This window comes from Shimia sp. SK013 (genome assembly GCF_001292625.1).
GTDB lineage: Bacteria > Pseudomonadota > Alphaproteobacteria > Rhodobacterales > Rhodobacteraceae > Shimia.
On sequence record NZ_LAJH01000013.1, the window covers coordinates 70,291 to 90,075 of the forward strand.

Annotated in this window: 20 protein-coding genes; 9 read left to right on the forward strand and 11 right to left on the reverse strand. The window is 57.3% G+C overall.

Annotation, left to right across the window (positions count from 1 at the left end):
- Positions 1-96 precede the first annotated feature (96 nt).
- The 3 genes from SHIM_RS12705 to SHIM_RS12715 all read right to left on the reverse strand — a co-directional run bounded on the left by SHIM_RS12705 (position 97) and on the right by SHIM_RS12715 (position 2,796).
- Entirely contained in the window at positions 97-939 is an 843-nt protein-coding gene (locus SHIM_RS12705) for a HalD/BesD family halogenase (protein WP_054003045.1), read from the reverse strand.
- Positions 940-1,279: 340 nt separating this feature from the next.
- Positions 1,280-1,630 carry a DUF1330 domain-containing protein gene (locus SHIM_RS12710; protein ID WP_054003046.1) on the reverse strand — a complete coding sequence of 117 codons (351 nt, stop codon included), beginning with the start codon at positions 1,628-1,630 and terminating at the stop codon, positions 1,280-1,282.
- A gap of 59 nt (positions 1,631-1,689) precedes the next feature.
- Complete coding sequence (locus SHIM_RS12715) at positions 1,690-2,796, reverse strand: NmrA family NAD(P)-binding protein (protein ID WP_054003047.1); 1,107 nt, start codon at positions 2,794-2,796, stop codon at positions 1,690-1,692.
- Positions 2,797-2,875: 79 nt separating this feature from the next.
- Here SHIM_RS12715 and SHIM_RS12720 point away from each other — a divergent pair, with 79 nt between their 5' ends.
- The gene (locus SHIM_RS12720) at positions 2,876-3,538 is read left to right on the forward strand and encodes a winged helix-turn-helix transcriptional regulator (RefSeq protein WP_054003048.1); all 663 of its coding nucleotides are present in this window, start codon (positions 2,876-2,878) and stop codon (positions 3,536-3,538) included.
- Positions 3,539-3,737: 199 nt separating this feature from the next.
- Here SHIM_RS12720 and SHIM_RS12725 read toward each other — a convergent pair whose 3' ends face one another.
- Positions 3,738-4,553 (reverse strand): peroxiredoxin family protein, encoded by an 816-nt coding sequence (locus SHIM_RS12725; protein ID WP_054003049.1) that lies wholly within the window; start codon positions 4,551-4,553, stop codon positions 3,738-3,740.
- A 52-nt stretch (positions 4,554-4,605) separates the two neighbouring features.
- Complete coding sequence (locus tag SHIM_RS12730) at positions 4,606-4,887, reverse strand: DUF1330 domain-containing protein (protein WP_054003050.1); 282 nt, start codon at positions 4,885-4,887, stop codon at positions 4,606-4,608.
- Positions 4,888-4,982: 95 nt separating this feature from the next.
- Here SHIM_RS12730 and SHIM_RS12735 point away from each other — a divergent pair, with 95 nt between their 5' ends.
- Positions 4,983-5,855: a LysR family transcriptional regulator gene (locus tag SHIM_RS12735; RefSeq protein ID WP_054003051.1), complete on the forward strand. Its 873-nt coding sequence runs from the start codon at positions 4,983-4,985 to the stop codon at positions 5,853-5,855.
- Positions 5,856-6,068: 213 nt separating this feature from the next.
- On the opposite strand, the gene SHIM_RS12740 is transcribed toward SHIM_RS12735, so the two are convergent.
- Together SHIM_RS12740 and sseA are read right to left on the reverse strand one after the other, a co-directional pair.
- Positions 6,069-7,253, reverse strand: a complete 1,185-nt coding sequence (locus SHIM_RS12740) for an amino acid aminotransferase (protein WP_054003052.1) — start codon at positions 7,251-7,253, stop codon at positions 6,069-6,071.
- Entirely contained in the window at positions 7,253-8,110 is an 858-nt protein-coding gene (gene sseA / locus SHIM_RS12745; RefSeq protein ID WP_193749918.1) for a 3-mercaptopyruvate sulfurtransferase, read from the reverse strand. Before sseA ends, SHIM_RS12740 begins: the two co-directional genes overlap by 1 nt.
- 63 nt (positions 8,111-8,173) lie before the next feature.
- Between sseA and SHIM_RS12750 the strand changes: the two genes are divergently transcribed.
- Both SHIM_RS12750 and SHIM_RS12755 read left to right on the forward strand, forming a co-directional pair.
- Positions 8,174-8,659, forward strand: a complete 486-nt coding sequence (locus SHIM_RS12750; RefSeq protein ID WP_054003053.1) for a hypothetical protein — start codon at positions 8,174-8,176, stop codon at positions 8,657-8,659.
- Entirely contained in the window at positions 8,607-9,752 is a 1,146-nt protein-coding gene (locus tag SHIM_RS12755; RefSeq protein ID WP_054003054.1) for a hypothetical protein, read from the forward strand. The genes SHIM_RS12750 and SHIM_RS12755 overlap by 53 nt, the downstream gene beginning before the upstream one ends.
- A 187-nt stretch (positions 9,753-9,939) precedes the next feature.
- Here SHIM_RS12755 and SHIM_RS12760 read toward each other — a convergent pair whose 3' ends face one another.
- Positions 9,940-10,215, reverse strand: coding sequence for a hypothetical protein (locus tag SHIM_RS12760; protein ID WP_054003055.1), 276 nt, complete (start codon positions 10,213-10,215; stop codon positions 9,940-9,942).
- Positions 10,216-10,445: 230 nt separating this feature from the next.
- Here SHIM_RS12760 and SHIM_RS12765 point away from each other — a divergent pair, with 230 nt between their 5' ends.
- Positions 10,446-11,183, forward strand: coding sequence for a hypothetical protein (locus SHIM_RS12765; RefSeq protein WP_054003056.1), 738 nt, complete (start codon positions 10,446-10,448; stop codon positions 11,181-11,183).
- Here SHIM_RS12765 and smpB read toward each other — a convergent pair.
- On the reverse strand, positions 11,166-11,645 hold the full coding sequence (gene smpB / locus SHIM_RS12770) for an SsrA-binding protein SmpB (protein WP_054003057.1): 480 nt from the start codon (positions 11,643-11,645) through the stop codon (positions 11,166-11,168). The genes SHIM_RS12765 and smpB overlap by 18 nt on opposite strands.
- A gap of 146 nt (positions 11,646-11,791) precedes the next feature.
- Here smpB and SHIM_RS12775 point away from each other — a divergent pair, with 146 nt between their 5' ends.
- Complete coding sequence (locus SHIM_RS12775; RefSeq protein ID WP_054003058.1) at positions 11,792-12,904, forward strand: THUMP domain-containing class I SAM-dependent RNA methyltransferase; 1,113 nt, start codon at positions 11,792-11,794, stop codon at positions 12,902-12,904.
- Between the two features lie 94 nt (positions 12,905-12,998).
- Positions 12,999-13,724, forward strand: a complete 726-nt coding sequence (locus SHIM_RS12780; RefSeq protein ID WP_054003059.1) for a class I SAM-dependent DNA methyltransferase — start codon at positions 12,999-13,001, stop codon at positions 13,722-13,724.
- Positions 13,725-13,860: 136 nt separating this feature from the next.
- Here the strand turns inward: SHIM_RS12780 and SHIM_RS12785 are convergent, their stop codons facing one another.
- Positions 13,861-16,782 carry an error-prone DNA polymerase gene (locus SHIM_RS12785; protein ID WP_054003060.1) on the reverse strand — a complete coding sequence of 974 codons (2,922 nt, stop codon included), beginning with the start codon at positions 16,780-16,782 and terminating at the stop codon, positions 13,861-13,863.
- 137 nt (positions 16,783-16,919) lie between these two features.
- Positions 16,920-17,573: an RluA family pseudouridine synthase gene (locus SHIM_RS12790; protein WP_193749919.1), complete on the reverse strand. Its 654-nt coding sequence runs from the start codon at positions 17,571-17,573 to the stop codon at positions 16,920-16,922.
- A 128-nt stretch (positions 17,574-17,701) separates the two neighbouring features.
- Between SHIM_RS12790 and SHIM_RS12795 the strand changes: the two genes are divergently transcribed.
- Positions 17,702-18,112 (forward strand): nuclear transport factor 2 family protein, encoded by a 411-nt coding sequence (locus SHIM_RS12795; RefSeq protein WP_054003061.1) that lies wholly within the window; start codon positions 17,702-17,704, stop codon positions 18,110-18,112.
- A 99-nt stretch (positions 18,113-18,211) separates the two neighbouring features.
- Entirely contained in the window at positions 18,212-19,783 is a 1,572-nt protein-coding gene (locus tag SHIM_RS12800; protein ID WP_054003062.1) for a DUF2125 domain-containing protein, read from the forward strand.
- Positions 19,784-19,785 lie beyond the last annotated feature (2 nt).

Genomic DNA, 19,785 nt, shown 5'->3' on the forward strand with positions numbered 1-19,785 from the left:
GCGGTAGTGCGTCGGCAACCCGTAGGTATTGCATCGGTGCGACTTTCGCCCGCTAACAAGTGTTAACCAGCGTAGCGTCCGGTCAGTTGCGTCCGGTCAGTCTATGAAATCATCTGCCCGCAATCCGGCCCGTTCTATGTGAATAGGTAACGTGCGGCCATAGAGCTGCTGCGTGCGTTCGACGCTGCCAACCATTCCCGGTTCTTCTACATAGGAAAAGATGGCCACATAGCGGGGGCGGTCCCCTCTGAGCGGTGCGACCCGGTGCAGGGAGTAACGGCCCCGAAACAGCTGCAAGTCGCCCGGTTCCAGTTCAAGCACAGTGATCTTCTCGGACGTTCCGTCCAAGACACGTTTCACCTCTTCGAAATTCTCGTGCTCTTGCCGGATGCCCGCGGCGTATTCAAACGCCCCGCCATGGTCGGCGTTCTGAATGGCGAGCGTTACGGTGAAATTATTGGTGTCAAAATGCCATGGAAACCCGTTGCCTTCGTCGGCCATGTTCACGATCACATCGGCCAGCGGATCGGCATAACGATGGAAATTCTCCTCGTTCAAACACTCCTGGATGAACCGGTCGAACCCGTCAAAGTCATGGACTGTACGCAACGCCCCGTCGGGGGCAAAATTATCCGCCGGAATGAATGCGTTTGAGCGATCAAAAAATTGCCGGCGCGGATCATTGCTTGGCAGACTGGGGTCATCATTTGTGAAGTAGGCATTTGTCCGGCTGAACGAGCGATGGCCTGCGTTTGCGACACCGTCGGCCTCGGTCGTAAGGGCGGATATGCCCTGTGGCGTCAGAAAGCCTTTCAGGACGGCACAGCCATCGCGTGCGAGGTCGCTTTGCACTCCGGCGAGGACAAGATCCCTTTCCGGACCTTCGCGATGAATTGGATAGCGTTCCAGATTGATCAAGTCTTCGCCACGAAACCGCATGTGCACCTCCTGTTGTCAGGTCAGGCTCAAATACTTCCCGAGCGGTTTCTGTCTTGATCGCGACATCGGATTTGGCGGAAAATAGCGAAGGCGCGCAGACTTAAGTGGCGCTGTCCCCTTTAAGTAACCCACCGCGCCCGCCCCGCGAGGGCGGTTCGGGTGCTGGCAAAGCAACGCCTTGGCGATGGGGACCAAATGCGAAGGAATGGCAGCTATGCTGGACAAAGTGTGAATTCGCTGCGCCTGCGCCAAGGTCCGCACATGTCTAAACGGACGTGAGGTGATCGGGATGAATATCGGCACGCCCGGATAACTTTCCGAGCGCGCAAGTAATTTTCGACTACTGTGCTTGGGGCAGTGGCCTCGCTTCGTAGGCCACCATATGCTGAATCGAACCTTCTTCTCGTAAGGGTACGAGCGCTTGATATTCGTCCGAGTTGTGCCAAGTATCGAGTGCCTCCATGGATTCGAACTCAGCGACAACGACCATCTGATGGCCGTCGCTCTCACCGTTGAGCATCTTGGGTTGGGCTCCGATCGCGACCGGTTTGGCTCCGTATTTGGCGCCCACGGCCCGGGTCTTGTCAAAATAGCTGTCGAATTTCTCTTTGTTGGTCACGGTCACGTGCGAGATCATGTAAGCAGGCATTGGTATTTCCTTTTTTGAAGGTTTGAGGATCTGGTCGTTCATCGAGATTTCCGAAGACGCCGGATCAGGCGTTTTCGCCTTCCTGATGGCTGAAACCCCGGTCAGGCGACTTGCTTTGAGATTGGTTTCAGCTCGGTTGATGCGTGGCTTTCGCGCCAGGTGTCGTCGTCGAGGCAGAATGCTGGAGCCTTGAGCTTGATGTAGTCCTTTTGGGTCTCGATGGCGGAGACGTCCGGTGCCCTGGTGATCAAGATTTTGAGAAACCCCCCGATGGCCTTGAGTTTTCCGGCAAGGCTTGGCCGCAATTTAGGACGTGCGGCCACGTATCGCCTGGCAATGCTCTCGAAGTTTTCCGGCGTGCGTCCACCAACTGTTTCCACATCCGTGGTCGGTGCGCCCACCGCCATGGAGCCACGACGGTATTCGTCGGTGTAGTAGTGCCCGGCTTCCAGAAGCACGACAGAGTAATTGGGTGGAGCTGTTGCCTTGAGCGCCTTCAACATCAACCTTGGTGAGATGTTCTGATACTTCACCCTCCGGCCAAGCGCCTGACCTATCGCGGCAGCAATGTCATTTGGTGACAACAGCTCTGGTCCAGTGGGCCTGTACCTCTTGCCAGCGTGAGTGTCCGGATCGATCAAGGCGCCAACGACAACGCTCGCGATGTCTTCGTTGGAAGGCGGCGCATTCTTTTTCACATTTCCATCGCCAAGAGGCATCGAAAACACGCCGAGATGCAGCGCCGAATCCAGCGACGAGAGGTAGTTGTCCGCGAACCAACCGGGGCTGACCGTTGTCACCGTCATCTCGGATCTCATCCGGATCAGAATGTCCCCGATATAAGTGTCGCGGGTAGACTGTGATGGGTGGCTCGGACTCGCCAGCCACTGGCTGAGTGTAACGACATGCTCGAGTTGGGCTTCGTAGGCGGCAGCCGTGAAGACCGCGTTGAAGACCGAACCATTGGGCGCGGTGGGCGCGCATTGATAGGCGCGCTGCACGCCGTTCATTGCGGCCCGCATATCGGTGATAGAATACTGGTTGCCGAGGAACACCTCTGCCCCAGCGTGTTCAAGCGCCTGGCTTCGATCATCGAGCTTTCGCACGAAGGCACGGACCGGAAATCCCTTTTCAAGCAGTTGCAGGACTGTCGGAACGCCCGTCTTGCCTGTGGCGGATGTGACAAGGATTTTCGGTCTTGCAGACATTTTGGTTGTTCCCCTATAAGCTGGCTTGAGTGAATAAAGCGACCACTTTAAAAAATAAAGTAACAAATCTGTGATTGAGATGAAACAAAAGACGAGAAGCTATAACCTGCTCTGCCCGATCTCTCGGACGCTTGATCATGTCGGCGACCGTTGGACGCTGTTGATCCTGCGAGACCTCCATGCGGGCCCTGCGCGATTCAAAGACCTTCAAACCGGGCTGACCGGCATTGCATCGAACCTATTGTCGGATCGGTTGAATGCACTGGAATCCAGCGGCCTCATCCAGAAATACGAGTCAGAGTTCGGAGTGTCGCTCTATTCGTTGACTGAGTTGGGCGAAGAAACCGGGCCGCTGATTTTTGAACTTGCGCGGTTTGGTGGCCGGATGCCCCGGCCAGCGAAAAGTCGAAGACCCGGCAATCTCAGAACTGTGGCGGTCTCATTAGGAACGGCCATCAAAAGGGCGGTTGGCCCAGAGCATGACTTCGAGGCCACTCTGATGATCGACGGGGAAGCCTTTCGGATGACGGCAAGAAAGGGAAGCGCCGAGGTCCGCGCGGGCGCGGCAGAGGCCCCCGATGTGGTTATGACCACGTCATACGATCCAATAATGGCGCTGGCAGACGGCGAGATCGAGCAAAGCCAGTTCTTCTCGGAACACGTAGCTTTGGACGTCAATACGCCCGGCAAGGAGGCTGAGTTCTTTGACCTTTTGTCACGCAGCATGCGCGAGTTCGATTGACCAAGGGGGTCAAAACAGACCGATTTTAGAACGAAACCCCTGCTGAAACAGCCAACGTGGCTCAGGTCTCGTTGCCAGTGCCATTGCAACAGTTTCGTCAGCTAGCTGCTCGGTCAGTCCCAGTTTGCCGCGTAGCCACGAGCAAGTTGGTCAAATTTCGAGCAGTCGACTAGCTGAGGGTGCGCAGCTAAGCCATCACTCAGCCGAAGGCCGCCTTCACGGCTTCCAACACACGCTTGCTACTGCTTCGCAGGCGATAGTCGTCGGTTTGATCAACCCACCGGATCGTCCCGGTTTCATCGATTAACAGAGTGGTCGGAATGGCCATTGCCTCGAATTTGAACGGCGCAAGCCCCACAGGTACACCGCCAATCGTGAGCTTTGTGTTCTTTGTCTGACCAAGCGCTTTGTGATGCTCAACGCCATAAGCTCTGATGATTTTCAGGTCCGGATCGGACAGCAATGGGAAATCAAGCCCGTCACGCGTTTTGTGAATCTCCGCCTGCTCGGGCGTATCTTTGCTCAAGGCCAAAACGCTCACATCATGTTTTGCGAGCTCGTCCTTCATTGCGTCAAACGCAACAAGTTCAGCCGAGCAGTACGGACACCATCCGCCCCGAAAGAACTTCAGTAGAGTTCGTTTGCCGGATAGTTCTGAGCTGTCAAAGGCTGCGCCCTCTGACGTCATCGAGGTAAACGGTAACAGATTGTCCCCCACAGCGACTTTGATCTCTCCTATCGGCGTTTTGCGCTGAGTAAGAACCCACAAAATGAAGCCGCCAAAGAAGATCCCAAGACTGGCCAGAACATAGGTCAAAGCACCGGCCATGCCTTCGCCAGTCAGACCAAGATAGACACCAATCAGTGACAGCGCGACGCCTATGATCAGCTTGGTGGCAAAGCCGCCAACTTTCTCTGGAACAGTCCCCCGAGGGATCGTTCGAAAGTAAAGGATTATCGAGATAAGAACGATGGCGAAGCCAGCCATTGCTGTCAGTATTGCTGCGGTGTTCATCTGGGTTTCCTTTGGCGATCAAGATTTGGCAGGTTAAACTAAATACACCTGACTAGCCCAAAAGCAGAATACTAGATTCACCGCCGCGGCGGCGGAGATCGTGGACATCGGCAATGTCCGGGTCGTTTATCCAAGCCATTGCCGCCTCCTTGTCAGGGAAACTCAGCAGCGCCGCCATATTTGGCATCTCTGGCTCACCCTCCAAGGCGGTGAACTCGCCAGTGGCGGTGGCGACTTTTCCGCCGTGCTTTTCAAGCGCTGCCCCGGCCACATCCCGGTACTGCGCTAATGCTTCAGGGTTCTTAACGCTCATTTTTGCAATTGCGTAGATCATCTAAGCCTCCAACGTGTTTCTGCACCGAACATTGGCCTAGCCTGCGCCAAGTGAAAACGCGTGCAATTGCATAGCGCTCGTGCATAAAAGCATACATGGATATAGCTTGGGATGATTTGCGCACAATTCTGATGCTCGTGCGGCATGGTTCACTGGCAGGCGCCGCGGAGGCCCTGAACATTAACTACACGACCGTAGCGCGCAGAGTTCGCCGCGCCGAAGAGGCATTAGACCAGCTCTTGTTTGAACGCTTGCCGGACGGATACAGACCAACCGAAGCGGCACATTTGATCGCCGAAAACGCCGAAAGAATGGAAAACGCGGAACACGATATGTTGCGCCGGTTGCAAGGGACCAGCACAGAGCTGTCGGGAAGTCTAAAGATAACAGCACCGCACGTGCTCATTGCCAATTTCCTGTCTCCGGTCATCGATGAGTTCAGCAAAGCCCACCCAAGAATTGACCTGCGTATACTGGCAACAACCGAGCTTTTGGACCTGACACGGCTTGAGGCTGATCTCGCAATCCGTATCAGTCGAAACCCAGGCGATACCCTGACTGGAGTTCGGCTCCTGAAACAGGACACTGCGAGCTTCGCAAATCGGGAGGTTGCAGAACGCATTCGAGTTGATCCGACCGCGATGATCGACTGGCTTGTTTACGAGTCTCACCCAAATCTTCCCAAGGCGATTTCGCCGGAATTTCCGAACAACCGCGCACGTCTTCAGTTTGATGATGTCGTCGCCATGATTGGGGCTGCGCAGGCCGGATTGGGTGTCATGCGTTTGCCGATGTTTCTGGGACGCGCCTCTACTGGGTTGGTCCAGGTTCCGGTTCTGCCACCCCAACCTTATGCCGATATTTGGGTCGTGGGGCACCCCGACGTGTGGCCCTCGCAAAAACTGCGCGCACTCAGGGCTATTCTGACGAAGCACTGCAAGGCACAAAGCCACAGGTTTGTCGCCTGAATACTGAGCGTTCAGGATTGGCCCGAAATCTTTGCGTCAACACCAAGCGATCGATTTCGCGAATTTCCGAACACCCGACATTCATGCAACGCGCAGCATCCTGTAATTTGGGCTCAAAGTGAGAACTCGTTGCACTGGCGTATCCCAAGCCGCCAAACAAAAACGCCCCGCTTTATCCAAGCGAGGCGCCTTAATCTTCTTCACAAACTTAAATCAGACACCTGCGTCGATGATCGCCTGTGCCAGCGTCGGGATGGTGTCTTTGTTCAGGCCCGCGATGTTCATGCGGCTGTCGCCCACCATGTAAATCGCATTGTCCACGCGCATTTTCTCCACCAGATCGGGCGTTGTGCCCAACAGGCTGAACATGCCGCGGTGCTGCGCAAGGAAACCGAAACGGTCTGACCCGCTCAGCCGCTGCAACTCGTCGGCCAACTGCTGGCGCAAGGCCAACATGCCCAGACGGGTTTCCTCCAGCTCGGCCATCCAATCGGCCTTCAGTTCGGGATCGGTCAGGATCGTGGTCACTACCCGCGCGCCGTGGTCCGGCGGGAAGGAGAAATTCTGTCGGTTCAGGTGGTTCAGGTTGCCCTGCGTCACCGGCGTGTCCGCCGCATCCTTGCTGATCGCAATCAACAGACCAGTGCGCTCACGATAGATACCAAAGTTCTTGGAACAGGACGCCGCAATCAGCAACTCAGGCACTTGTGACGCCACCAAACGGGTCGGCGCGGCGTCCTCTTCCAGACCATCGCCAAAGCCCTGATAGGCAATGTCGATCATCGGCAAACAGCCTTTGTCGAGGATCAGGTCAATCACCGTCTGCCACTGCGTCAGGTTCAGGTTCGCACCCGTCGGGTTGTGACAGCAGCCATGCAGCAGGATCACATCCTCTGACGTCGCATCCGCCAGATCTTCCATCATGCCGTCAAAATCGACCGCGCGGGTGTCCCCGTCGAAATAGCGGTACTTCACCACCTCGATGCCGAGATAGCCAAGGATGCTGACATGGTTCGGCCAAGTGGGGTCCGACACAAACACACGCGCATTCGGACTCATCTGTTTGGTCAGCTCAAACGCCTGCCGCACAGCGCCGGTACCGCCCGGTGTCGCTGCCGCCGCAATGCGCGCACGATCCACGCTGTCGGCCAGCAACAGATCACACATCGCGCCCGAATATGCCGGATCGCCCGCCAGACCGGTGTAGGCCTTGGTTTCCTGCTCTGCCACCAGCTTGCGTTCGGCCGCTTTCACGGCGCGCATCACAGGCGTCACGCCCTGCGCGTTTTTGTACACACCCACACCCAGATCCACCTTGGTGGCGCGCGGGTCTTCGCGATACTGGGCCATCAGGCTCAGGATTTTGTCTTTGGGTTGCTCTTTGAGGTTCGTGAGCATCAGGCTTCTCCGGTGGCTACGGGCATGGTGGGAAACGCGCCCCACTCCGCCCAGGATCCGTCATAAAGCGAATGGTCGGACTTGCCGAACCGCTCCATGGCGAGGCTCAGGACCGCGGCAGTGACGCCCGATCCACATGTTGTAATCGCGGGTTTGGACACATCCACACCCGCCGCTTCAAATACCGCGCGTAAGTCATCCGGCGACTTCATCGTACCATCTTCAGCCAGCAAGGTCCCGAACGGCACATTCTTTGACCCCGGAATATGCCCACTGCGCAATCCTTCGCGTGGCTCCGGCGCTTCGCCGCGAAACCGCGGCGCGGCACGGGCATCGATGACCTCATGATCGCCAAGCTTGGCGGCCTGCGCCACCTGCGTCACGTCGCGCACCATATGGTTTTGACGCCGCACAGTCATGTGCCGGTCGCGCACCACCGGCGGCAGGTCATCCGTGTCGCGCCCTTCTTTGATCCATTTCGGCAAGCCACCGTCCAGCACAGCGACGTTCATTTGCCCCATCAGGCGGAACAACCACCAGACGCGAGCCGCCGAGAAAATCCCGTGGCCGTCATAAACCACCACCTGATGTCCGTCGCCCACGCCCATGGCCCGCAGGCGCGACATGAACTTTTCAACCGGCGGCACCATATGCGGCATCTCGCTGCGGGCGTCAGACACGTCATCAATGTCGAAAAACCGTGCTCCCGGAATATGCGCCTCGGCGTATTCCGCTTTGGGGTCGCGCCCCATCGTTGGCAGATACCAACTCGCATCCAGAATACGCAGATCGGGATCCTTCAGATGCGCCGCCAACCATTCCGTCGAGACCAGCGTTTTCGGATCGTCCAAAGCCATTCTATCCCCCTCGTTCTGCGCCGCCACGCACGATTGTTGCGCGGCCAATCCAGAGTCATCTGAATGCCTACATCCGGGGGAGGAGAGTGGCAAGGCGAAGACTACGACGAGAAGGATATCTACACCGTAGTCAAAGCCGAATTGGTTGGCGAAGTAGATGACTTTGGCACATGCGAAGATTTTGCTTGGTTTAAGGCGATATTCAACAACGTTCTGGGAAATGAGGACAAAAACATGGTGTCTTTGACCGCCATCGTTTCGCAGACTTCTATCGTTGACGACAACTTCAACACCAGAGGATTTGCAGTACCACTGTTGCGGTTTCAGAAAACTGAGGGGGAGGGTGAATACACAAGAACTTTGAATCGGTCCTCGACCATTGCGCGTCTGCGCGCTGATGGAGAATTGAAAGTTCTGGTGACCTATACATACAGCGACAATTTCGAATATCTGGACAATCTGTCAAGCCTCGCAGACAGCGCGATTGGGGGGGGGTATGAACGGCGCGATAGGTGCGGCAGTACCGGTTGTATCGGACCTTCTTGGTGACGAAATCGGCTTTTTTCGCAAATCCACCCTACGAGAGGAGCTGACCATTCCGCTGACACCACAAACGGATGAAGACGCTTATCAATTGTCTATCCCACTAGGTCAAAGCGGCAGTATTCGGCTGGTCATCTCCCAAGATCCGGCGGGTGTGTCCGCACCAGCAGACCTGAAAGGCGTCGGTGATCTGCAAACCGCGATCACCACCGCCAAAGTTCTTCAGGTCAACGATGACAACTCTATTAGCCCGATCAGAAAAACCCTACAGGAGCAATTCGTTGGCACCGTGAACTTTAACAACGGATTTTTCTCAAATCAGAACAACGACTTAGACGATCTAAGAGACAACTGTCAGGATTTACGCACGGCCATGAGTGGCTTTGGAATGACACATACTGCGGTTGAACACCTTATTGCGTTGATGGTGCGAGAGTACCTCTTGACGGGCAAACACGCGGACGCGAGAACAGTTGGCCAAACGCAAACCGTTGGGAACAACAGTTTCGTGACTCCAGCCTGCGTGTCCACCGGTGACTATGAGGCACATAGAGCCGTGGTCTTTCGGAATATTGGCCCGGCTCCAAAAAAATGCTCTGGAAAGATCGATTGGGTGGTTAGCGAAGGATCGTCGTTGCACAACGCCTGGCGTGATGTGTCCTATGAGCAGATCAAAGAGTTGTTCCGTACTGACAAACTTGATCTTAGTCAGGATGAAGTGAACCGCGCCTACCGCGAGTTTTCTGCATCTCGGCCAGAGCGCGAAAATGACCCGCAGGCCGATTATGTGGACACGGTTTTGGTACCGATGCGCAAGGGCTGTTACCATTCGCTGGCCAGCGAAAAATATGCGTTACAGCCAGAGCAATACGGATATTGCAATATCGCCTACGCGTTGTTTAGCAACGACAGGGATCCAATTTGGGTACAAGTGCAAAGCAAAGACGGAAAAGGCATGCTTGCAGAGGCCAATATCGGGATCCAAAACATCGGAAAATTGATCGACTTTTCCAAAATCTCCGCAACGGGCACGTCAACTCTTTGTGCCGCGGAAATCAAGCGGCAAAAGACCCTCATAAAGGCAGCTGAGCCGTCCTGATCAAAGCCTACCGCCGGTCGCGTGTAATCTGAGCATGTGATCGGCCTTGAATGCGGCCAGCCAAGTTTAAAGTCGGAGGAATGGGCCGAATGCGTGTTTCCAGTGCCCGTTAGAAATCGACCCTATTCCTAGTAAATCGCATCTCAGAGAGGCAAGGGTGCGACCCCATCAGGCCGCACCAAAAGCGTTATTTTGCGAGCGCGTTGCGCACCACGCTGACGATCGCCAGCACGACACCGCCGCCGACGCCACCGCTGGCGACCTGACCGATGATACCGGCGATGTCCATGCCACCGCCCGCAAGACCACCAGCGCCGATCAGGCTCAGCACCTGACCGCCAAGGCCACCGCCAACAATACCTGCAATCGAGTTGATCAGCGGTCCCTGATCAATCTTGCCCACCAGCTTACCAGCAGCATTGCCGCCCACAGCGCCCGAAATCAGCGAAATCAAAAGTTCCATCAAACGTCCCTTCGTTACCGGACCTTGGTTGATTGGTTATATTGGCGGGCCCGTCGCCTGCCGCTACATAAGCTGCGTCTTCAAAGCCACATAAGGGGAATTCTCACCTCATCTTCCCGCCGCATCCGTCACATCTTGTTTCCAAACCTTTGTAAATCTGATCTATTTTCTTCAGTTGCACGTAGTACGTTTGAAGCAACCCTGTAACTCGCCCGATCGCGGAGGCCGTTTTGTCCGCCAGCTGTTCCACAGTCCTGATCCTTGGCAGCGCACCGAATGCGGTGGAGGCGGCCCCTTGGCCGCGCGCGCATTTTGATCACATCGTGGCCATCAACAACGCATGGGCCGTAAGGCCGGACTGGTCCCACCTGATCCATCCCGAGGATTTCCCCGAGGCGCGCCGCCCGGTCGATCTGCGCGAGGACCAACAGCTTGTGGATTACACGCACTACATCCCGCAACAAAACGCCTTTGGAGGCATCGTCTATACCGGTGGCACTATGGCTTTTACCGCCGGTTATTGGGCGCTTGGCGCGCTGAAACCGCGTGTTATGGCCTTCATGGGCTGCGATATGATGTACGCCAGCGCAGGCAGCACACATTTTTACGGCACCGGCGCTGCGGACCCTTTGCGCGACGACATCACCCTGCAATCGCTTGAGGCCAAATCCGCCCGTCTGGCACTATTGGCGGCCGAGCAGGGATGCGCCTGCGTGAACCTGTCCAAAGATCCCAGCCGCCTCGTGTTTCCACGCCTGTCACCGGAGCATGTTACCCGCGCAACACGGGCAAGGCTCGCCGACACACGCGGCATCGCCGCGGCGCGCGCTCAAGAGGCGGCGCTGGATTACGCGGCACCCGACGGGCGTTACTGGAAAGTCCAAGATCAATTTGATGCGGCCGAACTGGCCCGGATCGATGCACTGTGGCTCACCGCCTACGAGGCCGCCTCAATCGCCGTGGCGTAGCAGCCGCTGTTTCTGGCGACCCCAATCACGCTTGGCATCATCAGCCCGTTTGTCGTGATTTTTCTTACCCTTAGCGATGCCGATCTTCATTTTCACAAGACCCTTGTGATTGAAGTACATCACCAGCGGCACCAAGGTCATGCCTTTGCGCTGGGTTGCATTCCACAGATTTGAAAGCTCTTTGCGGCTGACCAAAAGCTTGCGTTTACGCCGCTCCAGATGCGGGAACATCGCCCGCTCGTATGGCGCGATATAGGAATTCACCAACCAGAGTTCGCCATCTTCCACCGCTGCATAACTTTCGGCGATATTGCCGGATTTTTCGCGCAGGGATTTGACCTCGGACCCGGACAGCATCATGCCAACTTCAAGATCGTCGTCGATGGCATAATCATACCGTGCCCGCCGGTTCTCGGCGATCACCTTATAGTTGGGATCCGTATCTTTCTTTTTCTTCGCCATAGCGGGGACGGGATACCGCGCGGAACACCCCTTGTCCATAAGGCGTGTTCCGATGACCTCCAAAAGACCCCAAGCCCCGCCTCGCGCCTGCACCTCTCTGCCGTTTCCCCCTCGCAGCCGCCGCGTTTTACAGTTAAACCGCCCCTATGACCCAAGCACCCCCCAAGTTCGAAATCTTCGCCACCACCGCCCCTGGCTTTGAAAAGGCGCTGGCAGCTGAAATGACCGAGGCAGGCTTCAAGAAGCCCAAGATGATGCCCGGCGGTGTCCGCTTTCGCGGCAATTGGCACGACGTCTGGCGCGCCAACCTGACGCTGCGGGGCGCGGTCAAGGTGCTGGCCCGCGTTGGGTCCTTTCAGACCATTCAACTTGAGGGGCTGAAAAACCTCACAGCTGAATTGCCATGGCTCACCCACCTGAGCCCAGATGTGCCGGTGAAGGTCGACGTTACAACGCAGAAATCGAAAATCTACCACGCGGGTGCCGCGCAAGAGCGTATCGAAAATGCCCTGCGCGACGCGATTGGCGTGCAAATTTCGCCCGACGCCCCTGTCACCATCAAGGTGCGCATCGACAACAACATGGTCACCTTCTCGCTGGATACCTCGGGCGACAGCCTGCACAAACGCGGCTTCAAGGCTGCCGTCGCCAAGGCCCCCTTGCGCGAAACCATGGCCGCGATGTTCTTGCGTCAGATGGGGTATGACGGCACGCAAACGGTGCTGGACCCGATGTGCGGCTCTGGTACTTTTGTGATCGAAGCCGCTGAAATCGCCGCCGGTCTTTTGCCCGGACGCGAACGCAGCTTTGCCTTTGAACATCTTGCCACGTTTGACATCGAGGATTACGCCGCCCTGCGCGCCACGGACGCCACAACTGCGCCAACCGCGCGCTTCTTTGGCTCCGACAGAGACGCGGGCGCCGTGCGCATGTCCGAGGAAAACGCCACCCGCGCAGGCGTCGCCGACCTCTGTACCTTCACCAAGATGTCCGCAGGCGACATCACCCCGCCCGACGGCCCACCCGGTATCGTGATTGTGAACCCGCCTTACGGCTCGCGCATCGGCGACAAGAAACCTTTGTTTGCCTTGCACGCCAGTTTGGGCAGCGCGTTGAAAAAACGCTTTGCCGGATGGCAGGTTGGGCTTGTGACAACGGACGGAAGTTTGGCCAAGTCCACTGGTCTGCCGATGAACTCTCGTTTCGCGCCCGTGGCCCACGGCGGCCTTTCCGTGAAACTGTACACCTGCGACTTATAAGGCCACGATCTCGGCGCATCTTTGCTTTGCAACCTGCGCTTGACTCAAAGTCGGCTGCACGGCCTTAATCCGACTTTTTGTCTGAGTTGGTCCCATGCGCAATTTTTTTGATACCGATGTCGCAGAAACCTATGACGCCGCCCATGGCGGCACTGACACCGCGCTGATCGCGCAAACCGTCGACACCTTGGCCAACCTCGCCGGTGACGGACCGGCCTTGGAATTCGCCATCGGCACGGGCCGCATTGCCCTGCCCTTGGCAAAACGTGGCGTGGCTGTGTCCGGCATCGAACTCTCTGAGCCGATGGTGGCCGAGATGCACGCCAAACCGGGCGGGGCGGACATTCCCACGACCATCGGCGACATGACCACGGCCCGTATGCCCGGAACCTTCTCTCTGGTCTTTCTGGTGTTCAACACGATCGACAACCTGACCACTCAGGATACGCAGGTCGCGTGTTTTGAAAACGCCGCCGCGCACCTTGCTCTTGGCGGTCGCTTCGTGATCGAAACCCTGATCCCCCCGCTGCAACGCCTGCCGATGGGCGAAACCCGCCTGCCCTTTGCCAACGACGCCGACCACTTGGGCGTGGACGAATTCGACGTCACCACCCAGACCTACGCCTCACACCACATCTGGCTGCACGGCACTCAGGCCGAGCATCTCTCCGTGCCGTTCCGCTATGCATGGCCCGCCGAGATGGACCTCATGGCCCGCATCGCTGGCATGCAGCTTGAACACCGTTGGTCCGACTGGTCCCGCGCGCGCTTCACCAACCTCAGCCGCAGCCACATTTCGGTGTGGCAAAAATTGCCTTAGCGCGCAAAGCCTCCGCGCGCTGTCTCTGTCGTCGCGCCGCAACGCGCGCGCCATTTACCGGCCTCAAGGCAAAAACCGCACCGACGCGATGCCGACGTGATACCGTCGCTTTGCAGATCCTGAAAATCGCTCTAAATCAGTCCATTAACCCTTGGTTCGGCTCCCCCGGCGTCAACAGATGCCGCAACAGCGCGACAGGGTGTTTTCGCAGAGTCAGCCGCATCGACACATAGTCCTCCACCACCTGTTCCCCCATACTCATCTCCGGCAGATGCGCCGCTGGCTCCATGATGCCCTCACCATCCATATCCCCTGCAAAAAGCGGCAGCGGCTTTTCGGATTGGATCGCCTTGGTCTCCCACAACGCCTCCCGCCGCTTTAGTCCCAACGACGCAAAGGCATCCGCCTCCGCCAGGCGCGTCAACACATGCGGCCCAATGCCTGCACGCCGCCACACATCCTCGACTGTCTGATAGCCATTGCCCCGCGCCGCCGCGATCCACGCCGCATCCTCTTCGCGCAGCCGTCGTATCTGGCGGAACCCCAACCGCAGCGCCAAACCACCGCGCCCGTCAGGCTCCATCACATTGTCCCAGAAACTCTCGTTGATATCCACGGCCCGCACCTCGACGCCATGCTCCCGCGCATCTCTAACTATCTGGGCAGGCGCATAAAATCCCATCGGCTGACTGTTAAGAAGCGCACAGGCAAAGATGCCTGGATGGTGGCATTTGATCCACGCGCTGGCATAGACCAACAGCGCAAATGACGCCGCATGGCTCTCGGGGAAACCATACGATCCAAACCCCTCAATCTGGCTGAAACACCGCGCGGCAAAGTCGTCCTCATAACCATTCTTGCGCATCCCACGCATGAACCGATCCTGAAACTCCGACACAGATCCATGCTTTTTGAACGTCGCCAAAGACCGCCGCAACCGGTCGGCTTCCTCTGGCGAAAACCCCGCCCCGATGATGGCAATCTGCATTGCCTGTTCCTGAAACAACGGCACACCCAGCGTCTTTCCCAACACCTCGCCCAGCGCGTCAGACGGAAAGCTCACCGTCTCCTCGCCATTGCGCCGCCGAATATAGGGATGCACCATGTCGCCCTGAATGGGCCCCGGTCGGATGATCGCCACTTCGATCACCAGATCATAGAAATTGCGCGGCTTCATACGCGGCAAAAAGTTCATCTGCGCACGGCTCTCCACCTGAAACACCCCAACGCTGTCGGCCTTGCACAGCATGTCGTAAACCACTGGATCTTCAGGTGGAATCGTCGCCAGCGCCAACTCCATTCCGTGATGCTGCGCCAACAAATCAAAGCCTTTCCGGATGCAGGTCAGCATGCCAAGCGACAGCACATCGACCTTCAAAATCCCCAGTGAATCAATGTCGTCCTTGTCCCAACAAATGACCGTGCGATCCTCCATGCTGGCGTTCTCGATCGGCACCAACTCATCCAACCGCCCCTCGGTCATAATGAACCCGCCCACGTGCTGGCTCAGATGCCGCGGAAAGCCAATGATCTCATGCACAAGGTCCATCGTCTGCGCCAAGCGCCGGTCGTTTGGGTCCAAGCCGATCTCGCGCATGCGCTCATCCTGCACTGCATCGACGGAGAAGAACCCCCACAACTGCGAGGACAGCGCGCTGATCGTATCCTCCGTCAGCCCCATCGCACGCCCCACTTCGCGGATCGCGCGCTTGCCACGATAATGCACCACCGTCGCACACAGCCCCGCACGGTGACGACCATAGCGCTCATAGATGTGTTGGATCACCTCTTCGCGGCGTTCATGCTCGAAATCCACGTCAATATCCGGCGGCTCGTCGCGCGCCTCACTCACGAAACGCTCAAACACCATCGTGCCAATCTCGGGACTGACCGAAGTCACGCCAAGACAATAGCAAACCACTGAATTCGCAGCACTTCCCCGCCCCTGACACAGAATATCGCGACTGCGGGCAAAAGCCACCACATCGCGCACGGTCAGGAAATAAGGTTCGTAATTCAGCTTGGAAATCAACGCCAACTCATGCTCCAACATGGCCCGCACTTTCTCCGACGCCCCTTGCGGATACCGCCAGCGCAACCCCTCAAATGCCAACCGATGCAGCCGTTCTGTGGCGGTTTCTCCCTGCGCCACCTCGCTGGGATACTCATAGCGCAGCTCATCCAGCGAAAACGTGCACTGCGCCTGCAGCCACTCGGTCCGCGCCAAGGCCTCTTCATAGCCCCGATACATCCGCACCATCTCGGATGCCGACCGCATACGCCGCTCGCCATTGGCCTGCGCCCCACGGCCCAATGCATCCACCCGACAGCCCAGTCGCACCGCACTCAACACATCCGCCAACCGCCGCCGCTGCCCCTGATGCATCACCGGCGCCGCCGTCGCCACCAACGGCATCCCCATCCGCGCCGCCTCTGCTGCGCGGGCCGCAAACCGTGCGCCGTCCTCTCCGTCATAGGCAGGCGTCAACCCAAGTTGCATTTTGCCAGCAAAGCGGCGCGTCAGGCGGGGCACATGTGTCTCCCATCCACTCGCGCCGCACACCCCCGCCAGACCCAACTGCGCCGGATGCAGGATCACCTGTAACCCTTGCGCAAAATCCACAAGGTCCGACAGGCTGAGAATGCAACTGCCCTTCTCCGCCCTCAGCCGCCCCTTAGACAAAATACGACACAGGCTCGCCCAACCCTGCCGGTTCTCGGGGATCACTGTCACCGGCGGCGCATCGCTGAACTCAAGCCGCGCCGCAGGCATCAAGCGCGGCGTCGCATAAATCGGCGCACTCAGTGGAGCTGCAACCCCCTCAGGCCGCGGCGGTCCAATCAACCCCGTTGCCTCATCAACCCGCCGCCGCTCGCGCACTTTACGCGCAATTTCACGCGCTTCGGTATGAGCACGCACAATGCCCGCCACGCTGTTCACATCGGCAATGGAAATCGCCTCTATTCCGGTCATCGCGGCACGGCGGATATACTCCTCCGGATGTGATCCCCCGGTGAGAAACGTGAAATTCGACGTGATGCAAAGCTCGGCTACCATAACGCAACGCATGATATTCACGTTTTGTTCTCAATGCGAGTCCCAGATACGCAACACGCCCTCGGCTTTTTGTTCTCAAAATACCTTGGGGTGAATGCGCCAAAGGCGCAGAGGGGCAAAGCCCCTAAATATCCGTACTAAAACGGTGCCTTAGCGCGAAAAGACATACCCTTGCCACTTTCCGGATGATTGAACCGAAGCTCCTCGGAATGCAGCATCAACCGATCAAAATCCCGCGCCTGCCCTTTGGCATACAAAGGATCCCCGAGAATCACATGACCCAGCGCCAACATATGCACCCGCAACTGATGGCTCCTCCCGGTCTTGGGAAACAACCGCACGCGGCTTTCTTCATCGGACGTTTTCAGCACACGATAGTCCGTCACCGCAGGCTTGCCGTTCTCATGATCCACCATCTGCAACGGCCGGTTCGGCCAATCCACAATCAACGGCAAGTCCACCGTGCCGGTCTTCTCTTCCATCCGGCCCCAGACCCGCGCCACATAAGTTTTGCGCGTCTTGCGCTGCTCAAACTGCATCGACAAATGCCGCTGCGCATGTGGCGTCAACGCAAAGATCATCACACCCGACGTGTCCCGATCCAGCCGGTGCACCAACAGCGCATCTGGAAACGCCGCCTGCAACCGCGTGATCAGGCAATCCGCCAGATGCTCGCCACGTCCAGGTACCGACAACAGGCCAGCCGGCTTGTTGACCACAACGACGTCGCTGTCTTCATGCAAAATATCCAACGGAGTGTCAGGCGGCAGATATGGGGTGATTTCACTCATAGCGCCTGCCATACGCGTTTGACGCCACGGCCTCAACCCAACGTCACGCTTGCTATGCCACCAACCATCGGCAATCTGAACGGCGATTAGATCACAAAGCCACACCGCCATTCTCAAGGGAGAGAGAGATGCACCCAACCATCGTGAAAATGCAGGAAGTTGTTGCCAAAGGTAACGAAGAAGACATCAAAGGCCTGCTGGCCGAAGACGTGACCTTCCAGCCCCCCACCTACTGGGCCACTTGGACAGGCCGCGATGCAGCTGCCGCCGTGTTGGGCCATGTTGGCCAGGTGTTTCAGGAATTCAAATACCGCCGCGTGATGGGCGACGGCAACGACTGGGCGCTTGAATTTCAATGCAAGGTCGGCGAGTTCGACTGTGTTGGTGTCGACTTGATCACGCTTAACGATGCAGGCGAAATTCAACACTTTGAAGTCGTCATGCGTCCTTACAAAACCATCGGCGCCCTGCGCGAAGCGATGAACAAACGCGTCATGACCGACGTGCGCTTCCTCAAATTCAAAGACGCGCTGAGTTAAGCTCACCTTGCGTCACCCCCTTTGGGCAGGTTTTCCAAACTTGCCCAAGCCCCACGGGATTCATACGGTGCGCAAAACAGAGTTAGGATTGAGTTTCAGATGTTCAAAGCCACGCGCCGTCTCACCGCCACTGCCATTCTCGCCGCCCTGCCTGCAACGTGGGCTCAGGCGGATGTCACGGCAATGGATGTCTGGGAAAACATGCGCGCACATGCAGCCGTTTTCGGAGGAAACCTAGCTGCGCGACTGGAGGAGACCGAGGACGGGCTGAAGGCCTCAATCATCACCTATAGGACGAGCCTCAAGGTGCCGGAAGATGGGATTGGTAGCCGTCCCTTGCACGTGGCGGATATTGAAATCAGCCTACCTGATCTGTTGTTTGCCGAAGCCTCGGACGGCTCCGTCACCCTACACGTTCCGGAAAACCGACCGATTGTGTTTGATTTTGCAACCGAACACGACTTCGCGGCATCCATCCCCATTTCAGTCGAAACACTAAAAATGAAGGCGCGTGCCGTCGGAGAACCAGGCGCAATCACCTATGGATACACGACTCCTCGATTGCGTTTTGCACTCAAGTTTTCCGCCACAGACACGACCATCGAAGCCGCCCACAGCATGCCCGCCGTAACACTGGCATCGGAATACTCCGACGTCGATATCCAGACACACCTTACCGAAGGCGACCTGTTAAAAGTCGCCTCGACGGTCCGTGTCGCGAAGACCCAAATGAGGACGGAGATCATTCCGCCCAGCGGCCTTAAGCAGATCACAATCGCTACCTCGACGGATCAATCGGGAAGCTATGACATTGCCTACCCCAAACGGCTCTCACTGATCAGCCTTGCCGACTCCATCGACAGAGGGTTTTCCGTTTCGATGTCAAACAGCCTCGCTAGTTTCAAACAAACGGAAACCGAGATTGACGACAACGGCGAAACCCATAGCAGCGTCAGCGTGTCTGCGGGCCGCACCGACACGGCCTTTTCTCTGAACAGTGAAGGGCTGTTTGTAGAAGCAAACGCGGTGGACGGCCGGATTCATGCCGCCATGATGGACGTGCTCCCAATGCCGATTGAAGTTGCCGCTGACCAGATGTCCTTAACGCTCAACCTACCTCTGTCCAAAGCAAACACGCCTGCTCCGTTTGCCTATGAAACGACACTTTCGGGGCTTACTTTGGGGGGTGATCTCTGGTCTGCGTTTGACCCGATGACTGAGCTTCCCCGTGACCCCGCTTCCCTCGCAATCGATCTTTCCGGCACGCTGACGCACAAGGTCGACTGGCTGAATTTCCTCGCCGTGCCCCACGCGATGGACGCCTTGACCAGCCTGCCGATAGAACCCCACGACGTCTTGATCAACGCGCTGACGCTTGACGCAGCAGGCGCCAATCTCGCCGCCAATGGTGCGTTTTCCTTTGACCTCGATGACATGCAAACCTACGCCGGTATGCCACGACCCGACGGACAGATCAGCGTTGACGTTCAGGGCCTGGATGGCCTTCTGGACGCTCTGATCGCCATTGGCCTATTGCCCGAAAACCAGGCTATGGGAGTGCGCATGATGCTGGGCGGCTTCGCCAAATCCGTTGGCGAAGATCACCTGACATCCACCATCGAGATGACGCCGAGCGGCCAAATTCTCGCAAACGGTCAAAGGCTGAAATAGCG

Coding starts and splice junctions, on each gene's coding strand:
- SHIM_RS12710 (WP_054003046.1), bottom strand. CDS start 1,630: ATGAACGACCAGATCCTCAAACCTTCAAAAAAGGAAATACCAATGCCT.
- sseA (WP_193749918.1), bottom strand. CDS start 8,110: ATGGCTTTGGACGATCCGAAAACGCTGGTCTCGACGGAATGGTTGGCG.
- smpB (WP_054003057.1), bottom strand. CDS start 11,645: ATGGCGAAGAAAAAGAAAGATACGGATCCCAACTATAAGGTGATCGCC.
- SHIM_RS12740 (WP_054003052.1), bottom strand. CDS start 7,253: ATGCTCACGAACCTCAAAGAGCAACCCAAAGACAAAATCCTGAGCCTG.
- SHIM_RS12775 (WP_054003058.1), top strand. CDS start 11,792: ATGACCCAAGCACCCCCCAAGTTCGAAATCTTCGCCACCACCGCCCCT.
- SHIM_RS12705 (WP_054003045.1), bottom strand. CDS start 939: ATGCGGTTTCGTGGCGAAGACTTGATCAATCTGGAACGCTATCCAATT.
- SHIM_RS12760 (WP_054003055.1), bottom strand. CDS start 10,215: ATGGAACTTTTGATTTCGCTGATTTCGGGCGCTGTGGGCGGCAATGCT.
- SHIM_RS12790 (WP_193749919.1), bottom strand. CDS start 17,573: ATGAGTGAAATCACCCCATATCTGCCGCCTGACACTCCGTTGGATATT.
- SHIM_RS12800 (WP_054003062.1), top strand. CDS start 18,212: ATGTTCAAAGCCACGCGCCGTCTCACCGCCACTGCCATTCTCGCCGCC.
- SHIM_RS12795 (WP_054003061.1), top strand. CDS start 17,702: ATGCACCCAACCATCGTGAAAATGCAGGAAGTTGTTGCCAAAGGTAAC.
- SHIM_RS12720 (WP_054003048.1), top strand. CDS start 2,876: ATGAAACAAAAGACGAGAAGCTATAACCTGCTCTGCCCGATCTCTCGG.
- SHIM_RS12725 (WP_054003049.1), bottom strand. CDS start 4,553: ATGAACACCGCAGCAATACTGACAGCAATGGCTGGCTTCGCCATCGTT.
- SHIM_RS12715 (WP_054003047.1), bottom strand. CDS start 2,796: ATGTCTGCAAGACCGAAAATCCTTGTCACATCCGCCACAGGCAAGACG.
- SHIM_RS12750 (WP_054003053.1), top strand. CDS start 8,174: ATGCCTACATCCGGGGGAGGAGAGTGGCAAGGCGAAGACTACGACGAG.
- SHIM_RS12780 (WP_054003059.1), top strand. CDS start 12,999: ATGCGCAATTTTTTTGATACCGATGTCGCAGAAACCTATGACGCCGCC.
- SHIM_RS12735 (WP_054003051.1), top strand. CDS start 4,983: ATGGATATAGCTTGGGATGATTTGCGCACAATTCTGATGCTCGTGCGG.
- SHIM_RS12730 (WP_054003050.1), bottom strand. CDS start 4,887: ATGATCTACGCAATTGCAAAAATGAGCGTTAAGAACCCTGAAGCATTA.
- SHIM_RS12785 (WP_054003060.1), bottom strand. CDS start 16,782: ATGGTAGCCGAGCTTTGCATCACGTCGAATTTCACGTTTCTCACCGGG.
- SHIM_RS12755 (WP_054003054.1), top strand. CDS start 8,607: ATGAACGGCGCGATAGGTGCGGCAGTACCGGTTGTATCGGACCTTCTT.